The organism is Microbacterium tumbae (genome assembly GCF_054780175.1).
The window spans coordinates 581,499-598,942 of sequence record NZ_BAAGWV010000003.1; the positions used below are offsets into that span (position 1 = coordinate 581,499).

14 protein-coding genes are annotated in these 17,444 nt (G+C 70.2%); 10 read left to right on the plus strand and 4 right to left on the minus strand.

Features of this window, described 5'->3' with window-relative positions; genetic code table 11:
• Nucleotides 1-20 precede the first annotated feature (20 nt).
• Nucleotides 21-1,469 (plus strand): NAD(P)H-quinone dehydrogenase, encoded by a 1,449-nt coding sequence (locus ACYVGQ_RS14505; RefSeq protein ID WP_460785360.1) that lies wholly within the window; start codon nt 21-23, stop codon nt 1,467-1,469.
• A gap of 523 nt (nt 1,470-1,992) precedes the next feature.
• On the opposite strand, the gene ACYVGQ_RS14510 is transcribed toward ACYVGQ_RS14505, so the two are convergent.
• Nucleotides 1,993-3,759 (minus strand): acetyl/propionyl/methylcrotonyl-CoA carboxylase subunit alpha, encoded by a 1,767-nt coding sequence (locus ACYVGQ_RS14510; RefSeq protein ID WP_460785361.1) that lies wholly within the window; start codon nt 3,757-3,759, stop codon nt 1,993-1,995.
• 78 nt (nt 3,760-3,837) lie between these two features.
• Nucleotides 3,838-4,494: a Maf family protein gene (locus tag ACYVGQ_RS14515; RefSeq protein WP_460785362.1), complete on the minus strand. Its 657-nt coding sequence runs from the start codon at nt 4,492-4,494 to the stop codon at nt 3,838-3,840.
• 260 nt (nt 4,495-4,754) lie between these two features.
• On the opposite strand from ACYVGQ_RS14515, the gene ACYVGQ_RS14520 reads away from it, so the two are divergent.
• The 6 genes from ACYVGQ_RS14520 (at nt 4,755) to ACYVGQ_RS14545 (ending at nt 13,559) form a co-directional block, all read left to right on the plus strand.
• Nucleotides 4,755-6,032: a class I SAM-dependent RNA methyltransferase gene (locus ACYVGQ_RS14520; RefSeq protein ID WP_460785363.1), complete on the plus strand. Its 1,278-nt coding sequence runs from the start codon at nt 4,755-4,757 to the stop codon at nt 6,030-6,032.
• Between the two features lie 31 nt (nt 6,033-6,063).
• Nucleotides 6,064-6,726 (plus strand): response regulator transcription factor, encoded by a 663-nt coding sequence (locus ACYVGQ_RS14525; protein ID WP_460785364.1) that lies wholly within the window; start codon nt 6,064-6,066, stop codon nt 6,724-6,726.
• Nucleotides 6,716-7,951: a sensor histidine kinase gene (locus ACYVGQ_RS14530; RefSeq protein ID WP_460785365.1), complete on the plus strand. Its 1,236-nt coding sequence runs from the start codon at nt 6,716-6,718 to the stop codon at nt 7,949-7,951. The genes ACYVGQ_RS14525 and ACYVGQ_RS14530 overlap by 11 nt, the downstream gene beginning before the upstream one ends.
• A gap of 20 nt (nt 7,952-7,971) precedes the next feature.
• Nucleotides 7,972-8,958 carry a hypothetical protein gene (locus ACYVGQ_RS14535; RefSeq protein WP_460785366.1) on the plus strand — a complete coding sequence of 329 codons (987 nt, stop codon included), beginning with the start codon at nt 7,972-7,974 and terminating at the stop codon, nt 8,956-8,958.
• Nucleotides 8,959-9,212: 254 nt separating this feature from the next.
• Nucleotides 9,213-10,463, plus strand: a complete 1,251-nt coding sequence (locus tag ACYVGQ_RS14540) for an ROK family transcriptional regulator (RefSeq protein ID WP_460785367.1) — start codon at nt 9,213-9,215, stop codon at nt 10,461-10,463.
• A 69-nt stretch (nt 10,464-10,532) separates the two neighbouring features.
• Nucleotides 10,533-13,559: an alpha-mannosidase gene (locus tag ACYVGQ_RS14545; protein ID WP_460785368.1), complete on the plus strand. Its 3,027-nt coding sequence runs from the start codon at nt 10,533-10,535 to the stop codon at nt 13,557-13,559.
• Between the two features lie 346 nt (nt 13,560-13,905).
• Here the strand turns inward: ACYVGQ_RS14545 and ACYVGQ_RS14550 are convergent, their stop codons facing one another.
• Both ACYVGQ_RS14550 and ACYVGQ_RS14555 read right to left on the minus strand, forming a co-directional pair.
• Entirely contained in the window at nt 13,906-14,148 is a 243-nt protein-coding gene (locus tag ACYVGQ_RS14550; RefSeq protein WP_460785369.1) for an acyl-CoA carboxylase subunit epsilon, read from the minus strand.
• A complete protein-coding gene (locus ACYVGQ_RS14555) occupies nt 14,145-15,734 on the minus strand; it encodes an acyl-CoA carboxylase subunit beta (protein WP_460785370.1) in 1,590 nt (529 codons plus the stop codon). Before ACYVGQ_RS14555 ends, ACYVGQ_RS14550 begins: the two co-directional genes overlap by 4 nt.
• A 189-nt stretch (nt 15,735-15,923) precedes the next feature.
• On the opposite strand from ACYVGQ_RS14555, the gene ACYVGQ_RS14560 reads away from it, so the two are divergent.
• Genes ACYVGQ_RS14560 through ACYVGQ_RS14570 form a run of 3 tightly spaced genes read left to right on the plus strand, consistent with a single transcriptional unit; the run spans nt 15,924 to nt 17,381 of the window.
• Nucleotides 15,924-16,262, plus strand: coding sequence for an ArsR/SmtB family transcription factor (locus ACYVGQ_RS14560; protein ID WP_460785371.1), 339 nt, complete (start codon nt 15,924-15,926; stop codon nt 16,260-16,262).
• 1 nt (nt 16,263) lies between these two features.
• Nucleotides 16,264-16,923: a dihydrofolate reductase family protein gene (locus ACYVGQ_RS14565; protein WP_460785372.1), complete on the plus strand. Its 660-nt coding sequence runs from the start codon at nt 16,264-16,266 to the stop codon at nt 16,921-16,923.
• Nucleotides 16,920-17,381 carry an SRPBCC domain-containing protein gene (locus ACYVGQ_RS14570; protein ID WP_460785373.1) on the plus strand — a complete coding sequence of 154 codons (462 nt, stop codon included), beginning with the start codon at nt 16,920-16,922 and terminating at the stop codon, nt 17,379-17,381. The genes ACYVGQ_RS14565 and ACYVGQ_RS14570 overlap by 4 nt, the downstream gene beginning before the upstream one ends.
• The last annotated feature ends 63 nt before the right edge of the window (nt 17,382-17,444 follow it).

The following is a 17,444-nucleotide window of genomic DNA, read 5'->3' on the forward strand; positions in this document are numbered from 1 at the left end:
GGGGCCAGGATTGCGGAAGAATGGATTCCATGTCCTCCACCCCTTTCGAGCGCACTCAGCGCGTCGCCGTCCTCGGCGGCGGTCCCGGCGGTTACGAGGCGGCCCTTGCCGCCGCCCAGCTCGGAGCCGAGGTGACCCTGGTGGAGCGCGTCGGCGTGGGAGGATCGGCGGTGCTCACCGACGTCGTCCCGTCCAAGAGCCTCATCGCCACGGCCGACGCCGCCGTCGCGATCTCCGAGGCGACCGACCTGGGCGTGCAGTTCTACGCGAAGGGCGAGCACGGCAAGCCTCTCAAGCCCGAGATCGCCATCAACCTCGCCGCCGTCAACAAGCGTCTGCTCGCGCTGGCCGCGCAGCAGTCCGAGGACATGCGCGCCACCCTGCTCGACGCGGACGTCCGCATCCTGTCCGGCCATGGAAGGCTCGAGGGGCCGGACTCCATCATCGTCGCCACCGGCCCTGACGGCACCGACTTCGACCGCATCGAGGCGGACACGATCGTCGTGGCGGTCGGCGCATCGCCCCGCGAGCTCGAGTCGGCCAAGCCAGACGGCAAGCGGATCCTCACCTGGACGCAGCTGTACGACATGAAGGCGCTCCCCGAGCACCTCATCGTCGTCGGATCGGGTGTGACGGGCGCCGAGTTCGCCTCCGCGTACATGAACCTCGGCGCCAAGGTCACGCTGATCTCCAGCCGCGACCAGGTGCTCCCAGGGTCCGATCAGGACGCGGCGCGCGTGCTGGAGAAGGTCTTCAAGCGCGGCGGGATGCAGGTGCTGTCGAAGTCGCGCGCCGACAAGGTCGAGAAGACCGAGACCGGCGTGATCGTGACGCTCTCGGACGGTCGGACGGTCGAGGGATCGCACTGCCTCATGGCGGTCGGCTCGATCCCGAACACGGCGGGGATCGGCCTCACCGAGGCCGGCGTCGAACTCGACGAGTCGGGGCACATCCGCGTCAACAAGGTGGCGCGGACCTCAGTGCCGAACATCTACGCGGTCGGCGACTGCACGAACTTCTTCCCGCTGGCATCCGTCGCGTCGATGCAGGGGCGCACGGCGGTGTTCCACGCGCTCGGAGACATCGTGATCCCGCTCGAGCTGCGCAAGATCACCTCGAACATCTTCACCGCCCCCGAGATCGCCACCGTCGGCTTCTCCGAGCAGGACGTCGAGGACGGCGTCGCGGACGGCCTGGTGTACAAGCTGCCGCTCGCCGCGAACCCGCGCGCGAAGATGATGGGCATCAAGGACGGCTTCGTGAAGCTGATCGCCCGCAAGGGGTCTGGCACGGTCATCGGCGGCGTCATCGTCGCCCCGAAGGCCTCCGAGCTCATCTACCCGATCGCGGTGGCCGTCGAGCGCCGTCTGACGGTCGACCAGGTCTCCCGGGTGTTCGCCGCCTACCCCTCGCTGTCCTCGAGCATCACGGATGCCTCGCGGGCGATGCACCTGGTGAACATCGGCTGATCTCCGGCTGCGTCGGCCCTCCCGTTCGTCGGGCGGCACGGCCTGTCCTCCGTTCGTCGAGCGTCGGCGCGGCCTGTCCTCCGTTCGTCGAGCGTCGGCGCGGCGGCTTCCCTTCCGTTCGTTGAGCGGCGGCGTAGCGGCTTCTCTCCGTTCGTTGAGCGAGGACGGCGCAGCCGCCCGAGTCGAAACGCGTTCGACGGGTGCTGCGTTTCGACTCGCTGCGCTCGCTCAACGTGCGGGTAGTGGGTGAGTGCTCGCTCAACGTGCGGGTGCGGGTGCGGGTGCGGGGTGAGTGAGCGCTGAACGTGGGGGTAGCGGGTGGGTGAGCGCTCGCACGGGCAGGTCCCCTCTCCGCGCGTTGAGCGGCGGTGTGGCGCCCTTCTCTCCGTTCGTTGAGCGAGGACGGCGCAGCCGCCCGAGTCGAAACGCATTCGACGGGTTCTCCGTTTCGACTCGTTGCGCTCGCTCGACGTGCGGGTAGCGGGTGAGCGATCGCTCGACGTGCGAGGAGGGGAAACGTCCCTCAGCTGATCGTGAGCAGCTGGTGCCCCGCGGAAACCGTCGCGCCGGCATCCGCGTTGATGTTCCCGATGACGCCGTCCTTGTGCGCCTGCAGCGGCTGCTCCATCTTCATCGCCTCGAGCACGACGACGAGATCGCCCTTGACGACCTGCTGGCCGTCCTCGACGGCGATCTTGACGACGGTCGCCTGCATCGGCGACTTCACGGCGTCGCCGGAGGCTCCGGCGGAGACGGAGGTGGCGTGGCTGCGGCGCGACGGCGGAACGGTCGCAGGGCGTCCTACGGCGGGAGCCGCGACGGCGACGCGGTCGGGAAGGCTCACCTCGAGGCGCTTCCCCGCCACCTCCACGACGACCGTGTGACGGCCGGCGGGGGCCGCCGGTGACTCCAGCTCGCCGTCCCAGGCGGGGATGTCGTTCACGAACTCGGTCTCGATCCAGCGGGTGTACACGCCGAACTCGCCATCCTCCGCAGTGAAGGCGGGATCGCGCACGACCTTGCGGTGGAACGGCAGCACGGTGGGGAGCCCGGCGACCTCGAACTCGTCGAGAGCGCGGCGGGCGCGCTCCAGGGCCTCGGCACGGTCCCTGCCCGTCACGATGATCTTCGCGAGCAGCGAGTCGAAGGCGCCGGACACCGCGTCGCCGGCCGTCACGCCGGAGTCCAGGCGGATGCCCGGTCCTCCGAAGGTCTTGAAGACATGGATCGGTCCGGGCTGCGGGAGGAACCCACGGCCCGGGTCCTCGCCGTTGATGCGGAACTCGAAGGAGTGCCCCGCAGGAGCCGGGTCGTCGTAGTCGATGGTGCCGCCTGCGGCGATGCGGAACTGCTCGCGCACCAGATCGATGCCCGTGACCTCCTCGGAGACGGGATGCTCGACCTGCAGACGCGTGTTCACCTCGAGGAAGGAGACCGTGCCGTCGGCGCCGATGAGGAACTCGCACGTCCCTGCGCCGACGTAGCCGACCTCCTTGAGGATCGCCTTCGAGGCGGCGTACAGCTGGCGGGTCTGCTCCTCGGTCAGGAACGGCGCTGGCGCCTCCTCGACGAGCTTCTGGTGGCGGCGCTGCAGCGAGCAGTCGCGCGTCGAGATGACGACGACGTTGCCCTCGGCATCCGCCAGGCACTGGGTCTCGACGTGACGGGGCTTGTCGAGGTACTTCTCCACGAAGCACTCGCCGCGCCCGAAGGCGGTGACGGCTTCGCGGGTCGCCGACTCGAAGAGCTCGGCGACCTCGTCGAGCTCGCGGGCGACCTTGAGGCCGCGCCCGCCGCCGCCGTATGCGGCCTTGATCGCGATGGGCAGGCCGAACTCCTCGGCGAAGGCGACGACCTCGTCGGCGCCGGAGACGGGACCGGGGGTGCCGGGGGCGAGCGGGGCGCCGACCTTCTCCGCGACGTGACGGGCGGTGACCTTGTCGCCGAGCGCCTCGATGGCCTCGGGGGAGGGGCCGATCCAGGTCATGCCCGCGCCGATCACCGCACGGGCGAACTCGGCGTTCTCCGCCAGGAAGCCGTAGCCGGGGTGCACGGCATCCGCACCGGCGCGGCGGGCGATCGAGAGGATCTTCTCGATCTGCAGATAGGTCTCGGCGCTCGTCGCGCCGCCCAGGGCGTATGCCTCATCGGCCAGTCGCGTGTGCAGGGCGTCCCGGTCCTGGTCGGCATAGACGGCGACGGAGGCGATCCCCGAATCCCGGGCGGCGCGGATGATGCGTACGGCGATCTCGCCGCGGTTGGCGATGAGAACCTTGGCGATTGCAGGCATGATTGCCAGCCTATCGAGAAGAAGCGGCATCCTTTTGACGACCCTCCACAAGAAAACCCGCGGATCGTGTCGGGGAGCCTACGAGGCGCTCTCCGCCGTCCACAGGTCGTGCCACGCGACGCCGAGGCTGCGCGCCAGGGTGCGGAGAGTGGACAGGGACATGCCGACGACCGTCGAGGGATCGCCGTCGACGCGGGTGATGAACGCGCCGCCCAGACTGTCGACGGTGAACGCGCCCGCGACGTGCAGGGGCTCGCCGGAGGCGACGTATGCGGCGATCTCCTCGTCGGTGACGTCGGCGGCGAAGGTCACGGACGCCTCGGCGACCGCCGTCGCCTCGCGAGGCTGCTCACCGGGGCTGAGCCGGAACACGGAATGCCCGGAGTGCAGGACGCCCGTCTCGCCGCGCATCTCCCGCCAGCGTCTGCTCGCCTCCTCCGGCGTGTACGGCTTGCCGTAGACGCGCCCGTTCAGCGCGAACATCGAGTCGCCGCCGATGACGATCCCGTCGAACCCCGGGGCCTCCTCGGCGAGCCGGTGCGCCACATCCGCCGCCTTCGCCCTCGCCAGCAGGAGCACGAGCTCGGCGGGGGACAGCGCCGCGCCACGCGCCGCCTTCGCCGCCTCGGCGACCTGATCCTCATCGACATCGGGCGAGAGGATGAGGGGCTCGATCCCGGCCTGGCGCAGCAGCATGAGACGGGCGGGAGAGGTGGAGGCGAGGCACACGCGCATCCTCCTACGCTAACGTGCTGCTCCTTCCCCGGGTCGTGCTGTTCTTTCTCGGGTTGCGCTGCTCTTCTCGGCCGGGGCGGCATAGATTCGCGCAGCGTCTGCGGATTACAGCAGCGCAGCGCGGATCACAGCAGCGTGGTGCCGATTCCGGCAGCGCCTGTGGGTTCCGGCAGCGCGACTCGGATTCCGGCAGCACGACCCGGATTACGGCAGCGCGATCGAGGGGCTCCGGCGGAGCGCGGACATGGGATCCTGGATGGATGACCCCTCCCGCCGACGATCTGCTCGACCTCGACATCACGGGAATCGCCCACGGCGGCATCTCCGTGGCGCGGCACGAAGGGCGCGTCGTCTTCGTCTCCGACGCGATCCCCGGTGAGCGGGTGCGGGCGCGACTGCGGGATCAGGGCGCGGATGCCGCAGCGGACGCCCGCCGGTTCTGGCGGGCCGACACTGTCGAGGTGCTCGAGGCCTCCCCGCATCGCCGCGCGCACATCTGGCCGGAGGCCGATGCGTCCCGCGCTCCGGAGGATCGCGTCGGAGGCGCCGACCTGGGACATATCGACCTCGCGCACCAGAGGGCGTTGAAGCGTCAGGTGCTCGGCGAGGCGCTGGAGAGGTTCGCGGGAGGCGGCGTCGAGACGCCGGTGGTACGCGGCGTGGACGACTCGGACGGCAGGGGATGGCGGACCCGCGTGACGCTGCACGTCGACGCTGAAGGCGCTGTCGGCCCGTTCGCGGCGCGCAGCCATCGGGTGATCCCGGTGACCTCGCACCCGCTGGCGACGCCGGCCATCGCCGAGGCCGCCGCCCTGCTGGGCGCGGCGGCACCGGGCAGCGTCGAGCTGGTGGAGCCGGCCGACGGCGACGTCCGGGTGCTGCGCCGCCCCGATGCCGGAGCGCGCCCCGATGCGGGTCTCATCACCGAGAGGGTCGGCGAACGCTCCTTCACCCTCGACGCCGGCGGTTTCTGGCAGGTCCATCCCCGGGCGGCGGCGACCCTCGACGGCGCAGTGAGGGAGCTGCTGACCGGACGCGTCGATCCCCGGGCCACGCACCTGGATCTGTACGGCGGCGTCGGCCTGTTCGCGACGACGCTCGCCGGCCTCGGAGCGAAGGACATCATCACCGTCGAGTCCGATCGTCGCGCCACGGCGCACGCGGCGCAGAACCTCGCGCCGCTCGAGGTCACGGCGGTCACGGCCAGGGTCGACCGCTTCCTCGGCATCCCAGGGCGCCCGCCGCACGGTGCCCGTCCTCGCCGCCGCCGGCCGCCGGCGGCGGCGCGTCTCGACCCTGCCGCGTCGATCGGCGCCATCGTGCTCGACCCTCCCCGCGCGGGTGCGGGTCGCGAGGTCGTGGAGGCGATCGCCGGCCTCGGCCCGGACGCGATCGTCTACGTCGCCTGCGATCCCGTGGCGTTCGCGCGGGATCTCGGAACGTTTCGGGCCCTGGGATGGCAGGCGGAGCAGATCCGGGCCTTCGATCTGTTCCCGCACACCCACCATTTCGAGGTCGTCGCATTGCTGACGCGATGAATCCGCTCGCGCGGGTCGATAGGCTTGCCGGATGAGCAGGGTCGCACTCATCGACGATCACGAGTCCGTCCGCCTCGGGCTCGAGGCGGCGTGCGAGCGCGACGGCCGGCAGTCGGTCGTGTTCTCCGGCAGCACGGTGAGCTCCTACCTCGCCTGGCGGATGTCGACGCGCGCCGCTCCGGCCGACGTCGTCGTCCTGGACCTCACCCTCGGGGACGGCACGACCGTCACGGAGAACGTCTCCGCGCTGGTCGCGGACGGGGCGAGCGTCGTGATCCACAGCGTCGCCGATCGTCCTGCCGCGGTGCGCGAGGCGCTGTCGGCCGGCGCTGCGGGAGTCATCAGCAAGTCCTCCGCCCTCGACGAGGTGCTCGACGCGATCCGCACGGTCGCGAGAGGAGAGGCGCTCAACAACGTCGAATGGGCGAGCGCCGTCGAGGGGGACCGCGCCTTCGCCGATGCGCAGCTGTCCGTCCGCGAGCGCGAGGTCCTGCGGCTGTATGCCACGGGCCTTCCGCTGAAGGTGGTCGCCGAACGGCTCGGGGTGGCGTACTCCACGGCCAAGGAGAACATCACGCGCATCCGGGTGAAGTACGTCGAGGTGGGGCGCCCTGCACCCACGAAGGTGGATCTCCTGCGCCGGGCGATGGAGGACGGACTCGTCGCGCCGGACGGAACCTCGAGTGGCCGCTGAGACGCTCAGCATCCGCGACGCATGGAGCCAGATCCCGTCGCCGGGTTCGGTGGAGAGCGAGTACGAGCGCTTCACCGGCAAGCGCATGGAGCGCATCCTGCACACCGTGGTCGCCATCGGCTCGCTCGTGACGGGGACGCAGGCGCTGCTGGCCGCCCTCACGACGATCACGATCGTGGATGCCGCGCACATCGCCATGCTCGTCGTCGTGTTCGTGCCGCTGCTGGCCATGCTGATCGCGTGCGTCATCGGACGGGGCGTGCGCACCGCGGCGGCATCCTTCGCGTTCCTGTACGTCGGAGCGCTCGTCGCCTGGCCGTTCGTCGTCGACCCCGCCGATCGCGTCGCGAACGAGCAGCCGTGGATCTTCTTCCTCGTCAACGTCGGCTCCATCGCCGCCCTGCTCGCGTTCTCGTCGCGCGTGCAGTACGTCTGGGCGGTCGGCGTGCCGCTCGTCTACGGCGTGGTCCGCCTGATGCAGGGCGACTTCTCGCGCGACTTCTGGATCACGACGGCGTTCGACGTCTCCTTCACGATCATCCTTGGCCTCGTGCTCATCTCGCTCGGATGGATGTTCCGCTCCGTCGCATCCGGCGTCGACGATGTGAGGGGCCGGGCGGTGGCGGCCTATGCGACGGCCGCGGCCGCTGCGGCCGCGGAGCAGGAGCGTGTCGCGGTCGCCGCGCTCATGCACGACAGCGTCCTCGCGGCTCTCATCGCCGCCGAGCGCGCGGAGAGCCCCCGCGCGCGCGATCTCGCCGTGGGGATGGCCCGCGAGGCGCTGACACGCCTGGCGAACACCGAGGCGGCCGTGCTCGAGGAGGGCACGGACGATCCTGTCGGGCTGGCGCAGATCGTCGCGGAGCTGCGTCGCTCGCTCTCCGAGTTCGGGGCGGATGCGGTCGTGGAGGAGCGCGGCGGCATCGGGCTCATCCCTGGGCGCGCGGCGCGCGCCCTCGTGCTCGCCGCGCGCCAGGCGATCGGGAACGCGGTCACCCATGCGCACGGCCGCGGACTGCACATCGTCGCGGATGGGCACGGCGACGAGGGCGTGACGGTGACGGTGATGGACGCCGGAGGGGGATTCGACCTGGACGCGGTGGACGAGGACCGGCTCGGCATCCGCGCGTCGATCATGGCCCGGATGGCGGCGGTCGCCGGCACGGCGCGGATCTCCTCCGACGACACCGGCACCACCGTGGAACTCGGCTGGGAACGCGAATGAACCGCAGCGTGCGAGGAGTCGTGACGTCGCTGGCCCTCGGCTTCTCGCTGTACTTCGCCGCTCGCGCCGTGTGGTGGATCGAGATCCCTGCGGTGCCGGTGCTCATGGTCGCCTCGATCGTCCTCTACCTCGGCGCCGTGCTGCTCGTCGTCCTGCTCGGTACGCGCGAAGCGGCGCGCGCTCCGCTCGCCTCCGTGGTCGCGGCGCTCGCCGCCGCGGCCGCCGTCCCCGTGCTGGCCAGCCTGTCGATGGATGCGGGTGAGCGCACCGCGCCGTTCGCCACGTGGTACATCGGGGCGATCGGGCTCCTCGCAGCGATCTGCGTCGTGCGCAGGAGGTTCATCACGGGCTGGAGCGTGCTCGCGGTGCTGGCGGCGGGGTCATCCTGGTTCCTCGGTCCGGCGGTCGCGCTGCAGCTCGGCCTGGTCGGATCGATCATGTGGGTGGTCGTCGCGCAGCTGCTCGTGCTGTTCTGGGACAGGGCCGTGCGCGACACGGAGCGTCTGGCCGGCATCCAGCGGGCGGTGTCCGCGTGGCATGCGACCCAGCAGGTGCGGCAGCGCGAGCGACGGATGCGCGCGCAGTACGCGCTCGCCGTGGCCGGTCCCGTGCTGAGCCGGACGGTCGCCGCCCATGGCATGCTCACCTCGGACGAGAGGCTGCAGGCCAGGCTCGCCGAGGGACGGCTGCGCGACGAGCTCCGCGGAGCGAGCCTGCTCAACGACGCGGTGCGCGCGGCGATCGAGGGCGCCAGGCGCCGAGGGGTCGCGGTCACCGTGTTCGACGAGGGCGGCCTGGACGACGTCGACGAGACCAGGCGGGCGGATATCCGCGACGAGCTCGCGGCAGTGCTCACCACGGCGGAGTCGGGGCGTGTCATCATCCGTGCCGCACGGGATCCGAGGATCGCCGTCACCGTGGTGGGGCGTTCCGGAGCCGGCGACTCCTCAGACGAGGACTCGGTCGCGCTGTGGCATGAGATACCGCGCGCGGCGTCCGGAACATGACGTGGTCCATCCCCGGCCGGGGGAGGAGGGGCCGGGGGTGGAAGGGAAAGGGCGAGGGGCGGCGAAGCCGCCCGCCCCTCGCCATGCGCGGAGCAGTTACCCGAAAACTGTCCGCTGAAGGGCCGGTCTTTCGTCTGTCTACCCTGGGACAGAACGACCGGCCGAACGCGTAGCGTCCTGATAAGTCTCGCCGAGGTCGGGAAGCTTGTCTGTAGGTATTTCGGGGGACAAGCCGAGTGGGTCATGATGGAGCGATGAGCGTGCTCCGGCGAGGGACGAATCTCCCCAGGATGGGGGATTTCAACCAGTCCGTCGTGCTGGAGGCGATCCGTCGCTCGGGGGAGGGGCTCAGCAGGATCGAGCTCGTCGACGCCACGGGACTCTCCGCCCAGACGGTGACGAACATCACCCGCCGCCTGCTCGACGACGGCGTGATCGAGGAGGCGGGTCGCACGATCAACGGCCCCGGCAAGCCGCGCACGACTCTGCGTCTCGTCCCGAGGAGCCGTCTGTCCATCGGCATCCATCTCGACCCGGCCCTGATCACGATCGTCCTGCTGGATCTCGCGGGCGCGGTCGTCGCCCGGCTCTCCCGGAGGACGCCCGCGAACGATCCACGGCGGGTGGTCGGCGCCATGGCGGATGCGATCGACGAGCTCATCGCGGGCGCAGGGGTCGACCGCTCGACGATCTCCGGCGTCGGAGTCGCGGCTCCAGGGCCGCTGGACGCCGCGCACGGCACCGTCATCGACCCGCCGAAGCTGCGCGAATGGCATCGCGTCCCGCTGCGGGAGGCGCTGGCCGAGGCGACAGGGCTCCCGGTCGTGCTGGAGAAGGACACGACTGCCGCGGCGTTCGCGGAGCTGTGGACCGGGGAGGACCGCGCGGACGTCTCGCTGCTGTTCCTGTACATCGGGATCGGCATCGGGGCGGCGATCGTCCGCGACGGCGAGGTCGTCCGCGGAGTCTCCCGCAACGTCGGCGAGGTCGGCCACATCATGGTCGACCCGGACGGCCTGCCCTGCGTCTGCGGCAAGAGGGGCTGCGTCGAGGTGTCGTGCTCGCCCCAGGCGATCGTCGAGCGCGCCGAACGGTCAGGAGTCTTCGCCGACGACCGCATCGGGAGCGATCCCGAATCCGTGGACGAAAGACTGCTCGAGCTCTGCGAGCGCGCGGCGGGCGGCGATGCCGGCGCGCAGGGCGTCCTCGATCTCTCGGCCAGACACTTCTCGGTGCTGATCTCGGCCCTCACGAACCTCTTGGACGTCGATCGAGTGGTGATCGGCGGACCCTTCTGGAGCCGGCTGTCCGAGACCTACCTCCGGGTGCTGCCGGAGCTGGTGGACGCCCAGAGCGCCATCAGGGCCGTACGCACCGTTCCGGTGTCGGGAACGGTGGTGGGCGACGACGTCGGAGCTGTCGGCGCGGCGTGCGTCGTTCTCGCCGATGTGCTCTCCCCCCGCCCTTCCTCGCTTCTGCTCGATGCGGCGGACGAGCCCGCGTGACGCCTTGACAGATTTATTCCACTCGATTTAGTATTTGGGCACTTCCCCTTCTCCCAGGAGCATGCCCTGATGCATTCACATACCGAGCTCATCGAGGCTCGCATCCGTCGCTTCATCGGGGAACGGCTGCTCCCGGCGATTCACACGGCGCCCGTTCCGCTGCGGCTGCAGGCGTGGACCGTCCCCGGGGAGCCGGTCCCGTTCGCGGAGGCGGTGGCGCAGGAATATGCGTCGTTCGCTGTCGGAACGCCGTGGGGGCGGGCATGGGGCACCGTGTGGATGCACGTCACCGGGACCGTGCCGGAGCGGGTCGAGGGGCACAGCGCGGAACTGCTGCTCGATCTGGGGTTCAGCCCCGCAGGACCGGGCTTCCAGGCGGAGGGCACGGTGTACCGCGCCGACGGCTCGATCGTCAAGGCGATCGAGCCGAGGAACGCCTACGTCCCCCTCGACGGCGAGCCGGGCGATCCGATCGATCTGTACCTGGAGGCCGCGGCGAACCCTGACGTGGGGGAGGGCTTCCGCGACTTCCGGCCGACGCGCCTGGGCGAATGGGACACGGCCGGCGACGAGCCTCTCTACGTGATGCGCAGGGCGGACGTCGTCCAGCGGAACCTCACGGTGTGGGAGCTGGTGCAGGATGCCGCGGTCCTGGTGTCGCTCATCGAGCAGCTGGGCGACACCCCGCGGCGTGCCGGGGTCCTGCGCGCGCTGGAGCGCATGGTCGACGTCATCGATCCGGACGACGTCGCCGGCACGGCGGCGGAGGGGCGCGAGGCCCTCGCGACGGTGCTCGCGTCTCCGGCATCCGCCTCCGCCCACCGCGTGCACGCCGTCGGCCACGCGCACATCGACTCCGCATGGCTGTGGCCGGTGCGGGAGACGCAGCGCAAGGTGGCCAGGACGTTCTCGAACGTGCTGTCGCTGCAGCAGGAGGACGAGGACGTCGTCTTCACGGCGTCCTCTGCGCAGCAGTACGCCTGGATGAAGCAGTTCCAGCCGGAGCTCTACGAGCGCATGAAGGCGGCGATCGCCGCCGGACGCTTCGTGCCCGCCGGCGGCATGTGGGTCGAATCGGACACGAACCTCCCGGGCGGCGAGGCGCTTGCGCGGCAGTTCGTGCGCGGCAAGCGCTTCTTCCTGGAGGAGTTCGGCGTCGAGCCGCTGGACGTCTGGCTGCCGGACTCCTTCGGCTACACCGCCGCACTCCCGCAGATCGCGCGTGCGGCCGGCTCGCGATGGATGCTGACGCAGAAGCTGTCCTGGAACGAGACCAACACGATGCCCCACCACACCTTCTGGTGGGAGGGGCTGGACGGCACGCGGATCTTCACGCACTTCCCGCCCGTCGACACGTACAACTCCGTGCTGTCCGGCGAGGAGCTGGCCAGGGCCGAGCGGCAGTTCCTCGACAAGGGCGGTGCGAACACCTCCCTGGTGCCGTTCGGCTACGGCGACGGGGGAGGAGGACCCAACCGCGAGATGGCCGCGGCCGCAGCGAGGCTGCGCTCGCTGGAGGGCTCTCCGACGGTGACCCTGTCGAGTCCCCGCCTGTTCTTCGAGACGGCGGAGGCCGAGTACGAGAACCCGCCGGTGTGGACGGGCGAGCTGTACCTCGAGTTCCACCGGGGCACGTACACCTCGCAGGCACGCACCAAGCAGGGCAACCGCCGCAGCGAGCACGCCCTGCGCGAGGCCGAGCTGTGGGCCGCCGCCGCCGCGCTGCGCGGCGCGCCGTACCCCTACGACGAGCTGGAGGCGGCGTGGGAGACCGTGCTGCTCCAGCAGTTCCACGACATCCTCCCCGGCAGCTCCATCGCGTGGGTGCACCGCGAGGCGGAGCGGCGCTATGCGGAGGTCCTCGACGTCGCGGAGCGCATCATCGCCCAGGCGCTGGCGACCGTCGCCGGTTCCGGGGCGGTGCCGCTCGTCGCGAACGCCGGACCTTTCGCAGTGGGGGGAGCGGAGGCCTCAGGGCTCGCCGTCGCCGAGCCGGGCGGAACGGCCGTGGCCGCCGCGGTGCGCACGCCTCGCGGACTCGAGCTCTCCAACGAGCATCTCCGCGTGGTGCTCGACGATGCCGGCTTGATCACGTCACTCGTCTCCCGCGCCTCCGGGCGAGAGGCGATCGCGCCGGGGAGGACGGCGAACCTCCTGCAGCTGCATCGGGACACACCCACCCAGTGGGACGCCTGGGACATCGACGAGCACTATCGACGGCACGTCGTCGACCTGACGGACGCCGTGTCCGTCGAGGTCGTCGAGGATCCGACGGCCGCAGTCGTCTGCGTGATCCGCGAATGGGGGGCATCGCGGATCACGCAGACCCTCACCCTCGCCGCGGACGCGCGCGGGCTGGACATCGAGACGACGGTGGACTGGCATGAGCGGCAGAAGCTGCTGAAGCTGGCCTTCCCGCTCGACGTGCACGCCGAGCGGGCGACGAGCGAGATCCAGTTCGGCCACGTGCACCGTCCGACGCACGCGAACACGTCCTGGGACGCCGCACGGTTCGAGACGGTCGCGCACCGCTGGGTGCACGTCGGCGAGCCCGGTTTCGGGGTCGCCATCGCCAACGACGCCACCTATGGACACGACATCACCCGGACCGCGCGCGACGGCGGAGGAGCGGCGACGATCGTGCGGCTGTCTCTGCTGCGCGCACCGCTGTTCCCCGACCCGGAAGCGGATCAGGGCGAGCACACGTTCCGCGTCAGCATCCGTCCGGACGCGGAGATCGCGGATGCCGTGCGCGACGGGTACCGTCTGAACCTGCCGGTACGGGCGCTGACCGGCGCGGCGCCTGCCGCGCCTCTCGTGACGTCCTCCTCGGACGCCGTCGTCGTGGAGGCGGTCAAGCTCGCCGAGGATCGCAGCGGCGATGTGATCGTGCGGCTGTACGAGGCGCATGGCGGCCGGGCGGAGGGCACGCTGTCGACCGCTTTCGGCTGGGACACCGTGATCGAGACCGACCTCCTCGAACGGGAGATCGAGCGCTCGGCGGTCCGCGGCGTAACGGGGTCGGCCGTCGATCTGGGACTGCGCGCCTTCCAGCTCGTGACGCTGCGCTTCCGCGGCCCCGTTCTCGCCCGCTGAACGCCGGTTCCCTCCTCGTTCGTCGAGTGGGGAGCGCGGTGGCTGGCTCCTTCCTCGTTCGTCGAGTGGGGAGCGCGGTGGCTGGTTCCTTCCTCGTTCGTCGAGTGGGGAGCGCGGTGGCTGGTTCCTTCCTCGTTCGTCGAGTGGGGAGCGCGGTGGCTGGTTCCTTCCTCGTTCGTCGAGTGGGGAGCGCGGCGGCTGGCTCCTTCCTCGTTCGTCGAGTGGGGAGCGCAGCGATCCGTGCCCTCCCCGTTCGTCGAGCGAGGAGCGCAGCGGCCGGTTCCTGCCCGTTCGTTGAGCGAGGAGCGCAGCGACGAGTCGAAACGCATTCCCGCGCCGAGCGGGCTCAGCCCGCGAATCGCCCCCAGGGGATGTCGCGGCGCAGCGGCGCGCGCAGCGGTCGTCGCGTGCGCTGCCAGGCGGAGATGTGCGGCTCATCGATCACGGCGTCCGCGGCCTCGCGCGTATAGGCGTCGCTCACGACGGCGATCAGCGCCGCGAGCTCCTCCTCCGTGGCGCTTCCGCGGGTGATCTCGATCGTCGGTGGCCGCTCGTTCCCCGGATCCGACGGCTGCGGCTGCTCGATCACAGCGGGATGTTCCCGTGCTTCTTGGGCGGCAGGTCGGCGCGCTTGCCCCGCAGCGCCCGCAGTGCCTTCGCGATGGAGACGCGGGTGTTCGCCGGTTCGATGACCCCGTCGATCTCACCGCGCTCTGCGGCCAGGAACGGGCTGGTGACGCTGTAGGTGTACTCGTTCGCGAGTCGCGTGCGGACGGCGGCGACGTCCTCGCCGGCCTCCTCGGCTTTGCGGATCTCGCCGCGGTACAGGATGTTGACGGCGCCCTGACCGCCCATAACCGCGATCTCCGCCGTCGGCCAGGCGAGGTTGACGTCGGCGCCGAGCTGCTTCGAGCCCATCACGATGTACGCCCCCCCGTAGGCCTTGCGCAGGATGACGGTGACGAGCGGCACCGTGGCCTCGGCGTAGGCGTAGATGAGCTTCGCGCCGCGGCGGATGACGCCTGTCCATTCCTGATCCGTACCCGGCAGGTACCCGGGGACGTCCACGAGCGTGACGATCGGGATGGAGAAGGCATCGCAGAAGCGCACGAAGCGGCTGGCCTTCTCGCCGGCCTCGATGTTCAGCGTTCCGGCCATCTGGGAGGGCTGGTTCGCGATGATCCCGACCGAGCGACCCTCCACTCGGCCGAAGCCGATGACGATGTTGGGCGCGAACAGCGGCTGGACCTCGATGAAGTCCCCGGCATCCACGACGTGCTCGATGACGGTGTGGATGTCGTAAGGCTGGTTGGGCGAATCCGGGATGATCGCGTTCAGGGTGCGGTCGGCGTCCGTGGTCTCCCATTCGAAGCCGCTCGCGTAGCCGGGGATCTCGGCCATGTTGTTGTCCGGGAGGAAGCCGAGGAGGGTCCGGGCGTAGTCGATCGCGTCGTCCTCGTCCTCCGCCAGGTAGTGCGCCACGCCCGAGCGGGTGTTGTGGGTGAGGGCGCCGCCGAGCTCCTCCATGCCGACGTCCTCGCCGGTGACCGTCTTGATGACATCGGGGCCGGTGACGAACATCTGACTGGTCTTGTCGACCATGATGACGAAGTCGGTGAGGGCCGGGCCGTAGACCGCACCGCCGGCAGCGGGGCCCATGATGATCGAGATCTGCGGGATCACGCCCGAGGAGCGAGTGTTCAGCCGGAAGATCTCGCCGTACTTGCTGAGCGCGAGGACGCCCTCCTGAATGCGGGCGCCGCCGGAGTCCAGGATGCCGACGATGGGCATGCCGCCGGTGAGGGCGAACTCCATGATCTTGATGATCTTGTCGCCGGAGACCTCGCCGAGGGAGCCTCCGAAGGTGGTGAAGTCCTGCGAGTAGACGGCGACCGTCCGGCCGTGGATCGTGCCGATCCCCGTCACGACGGAGTCGCCGTACGGGCGATTGCGATCCATGCCGAAGGCCGTCGTGCGATGACGCACGTACTCGTCGAACTCCACGAAGCTGCCGGGGTCGACGAGGAGCTCGATGCGCTCGCGGGCGGTCATCTTGCCCTTCGCGTGCTGCTTCTCCTTCGCCTTCGCCTCGGCGTCCACGACGGCCTCGTCGTAGCGGGCTCGCAGGTCGGCGATTCGGCTGGCGGTGGTCAAGAGCTCGGGCTTTTCCGTCACGGATTCCACCCTAGCGTCGCGGTGGGCGGGACCGTTGGATGCTCACCACAACGGGGTGGCCGATCCTTTGGCGGAGACCCACCGGCGAGTCGGCGCCTTTCTCCTGTGTGCGGGGCGCGTCGCGTCGTGCTCGCACAGGCCGGAGGGCGACGTTTGACATCGATGCTCGCCGTCGTAATACTTAAGTATATGCCTAAGTATTACGACGAGCTCGACACCGTGCTCCGCGCTCTCGCGGACCCCACGCGCCGAGCCGTCGTGGAACGACTGGCGATCTCCCCGGCCGTCGTGTCCGAGCTGGCCGCGCCTTTCGAGATGACCCTGCCCTCGCTCATGCAGCACCTCGGCGTGCTCGAGAAGGCGGGGCTGATCATCTCCGAGAAGCATGGACGCGTCCGTACCGTGAGCCTGCGACCCGGCGCGCTCGACGTCCTGCACCTGTGGCTCGGCGAGCAGCGGACGCCCGCAGAACATCAGGCCGATCGGCTCGGCATCCACTTGACCGGTATCACCCCGAAGGGAAACTGACATGACACGCGTGCGCATCGACATGATGATCTCGCTCGACGGCTTCGCGACGACGGCCGACCAGACTCCGGAGAATCCGATGGGGGAGGACTGGGGGCGACTCACAGCGGACTACGTCGCGACCAGGACGTTCCGCCGGCGCGTCCTGGGCGACACGACGGGCGGTGGGACGGGCGGCATCGACGAGAAGCACGCGCAGGCGTACTTCGAAGGCGTCGGCGCCGAGGTCATGGGCGCGGGCATGTTCGGCCTGCACGCCTTCCCCGACGATCCGGAGTGGCGCGGGTGGTGGGGCGAAGAGCCGCCGTTCGGCACTCCGGTCTACGTCCTCACCCATACCGCTCCCCGTGCCTCGATCCCGATGCAGGGCGGGACCGTCTTCCATTTCCGTGCGGCTCCGATCGAAGAGGTGCTCGCCGAGGCGAAGGAGGCCGCCGGTGGCCTGGACGTCAGGATCGGCGGCGGCGTGGGCACGGCGGTCGCCTTCCTGCGCGCAGGGCTGGTCGACAGGCTGCACCTCGCCGTCTCCCCGATCCTGTTCGGCAGGGGCGAGCGGCTGTGGGACGACCTGCGCGGTCTGGAGCTGACCCACGACGTGAGCTCGGAGGTTGCCGAGAGCGGCGTCATCCATGTCGTCTTCACGCGGAAGGATCTGCCATGACCGTCGAGAGACGACTCGCCCACGCCGGCTTCGAGCTGACCAGGGAGTATCCGCATCCCGTCGAGCAGGTCTGGAGCGCGTTCGCCGAGGAGCAGCAGAAACGGGCGTGGTTCGGCGATGACGACGCCTGGGATTCGGGGGAATGGGCCTTCGACTTCAGAGTCGGAGGCCACGACGTCGCCGAGGGGGCGTTCCACGACGGCCCCGTATCGCGGTATGCGGCCACGTACACGGACATCGTCGAACACGTCCGCATCGTCACGACCTACGACATGTGGCTCGATGGCGTGCACATGTCCACGTCGGTGGCGTCCCTGGAATTCGAGCCGACCGATCGCGGGACGCTGTTCACCCACATCGAGCACGGCGTCTTCCTCGACCGGTTCCACGCCGACGGCAAGGGGAGAGAAGAGGGCAGTCGCGGTCTGCTCGACCGGCTGGAGCGGCATCTGGGCTGATCGCCCGTCCCGGGCGACGCAGGGTTTACAAGAACAGGTGTAAAAGCCTGCGCATGAAAACGA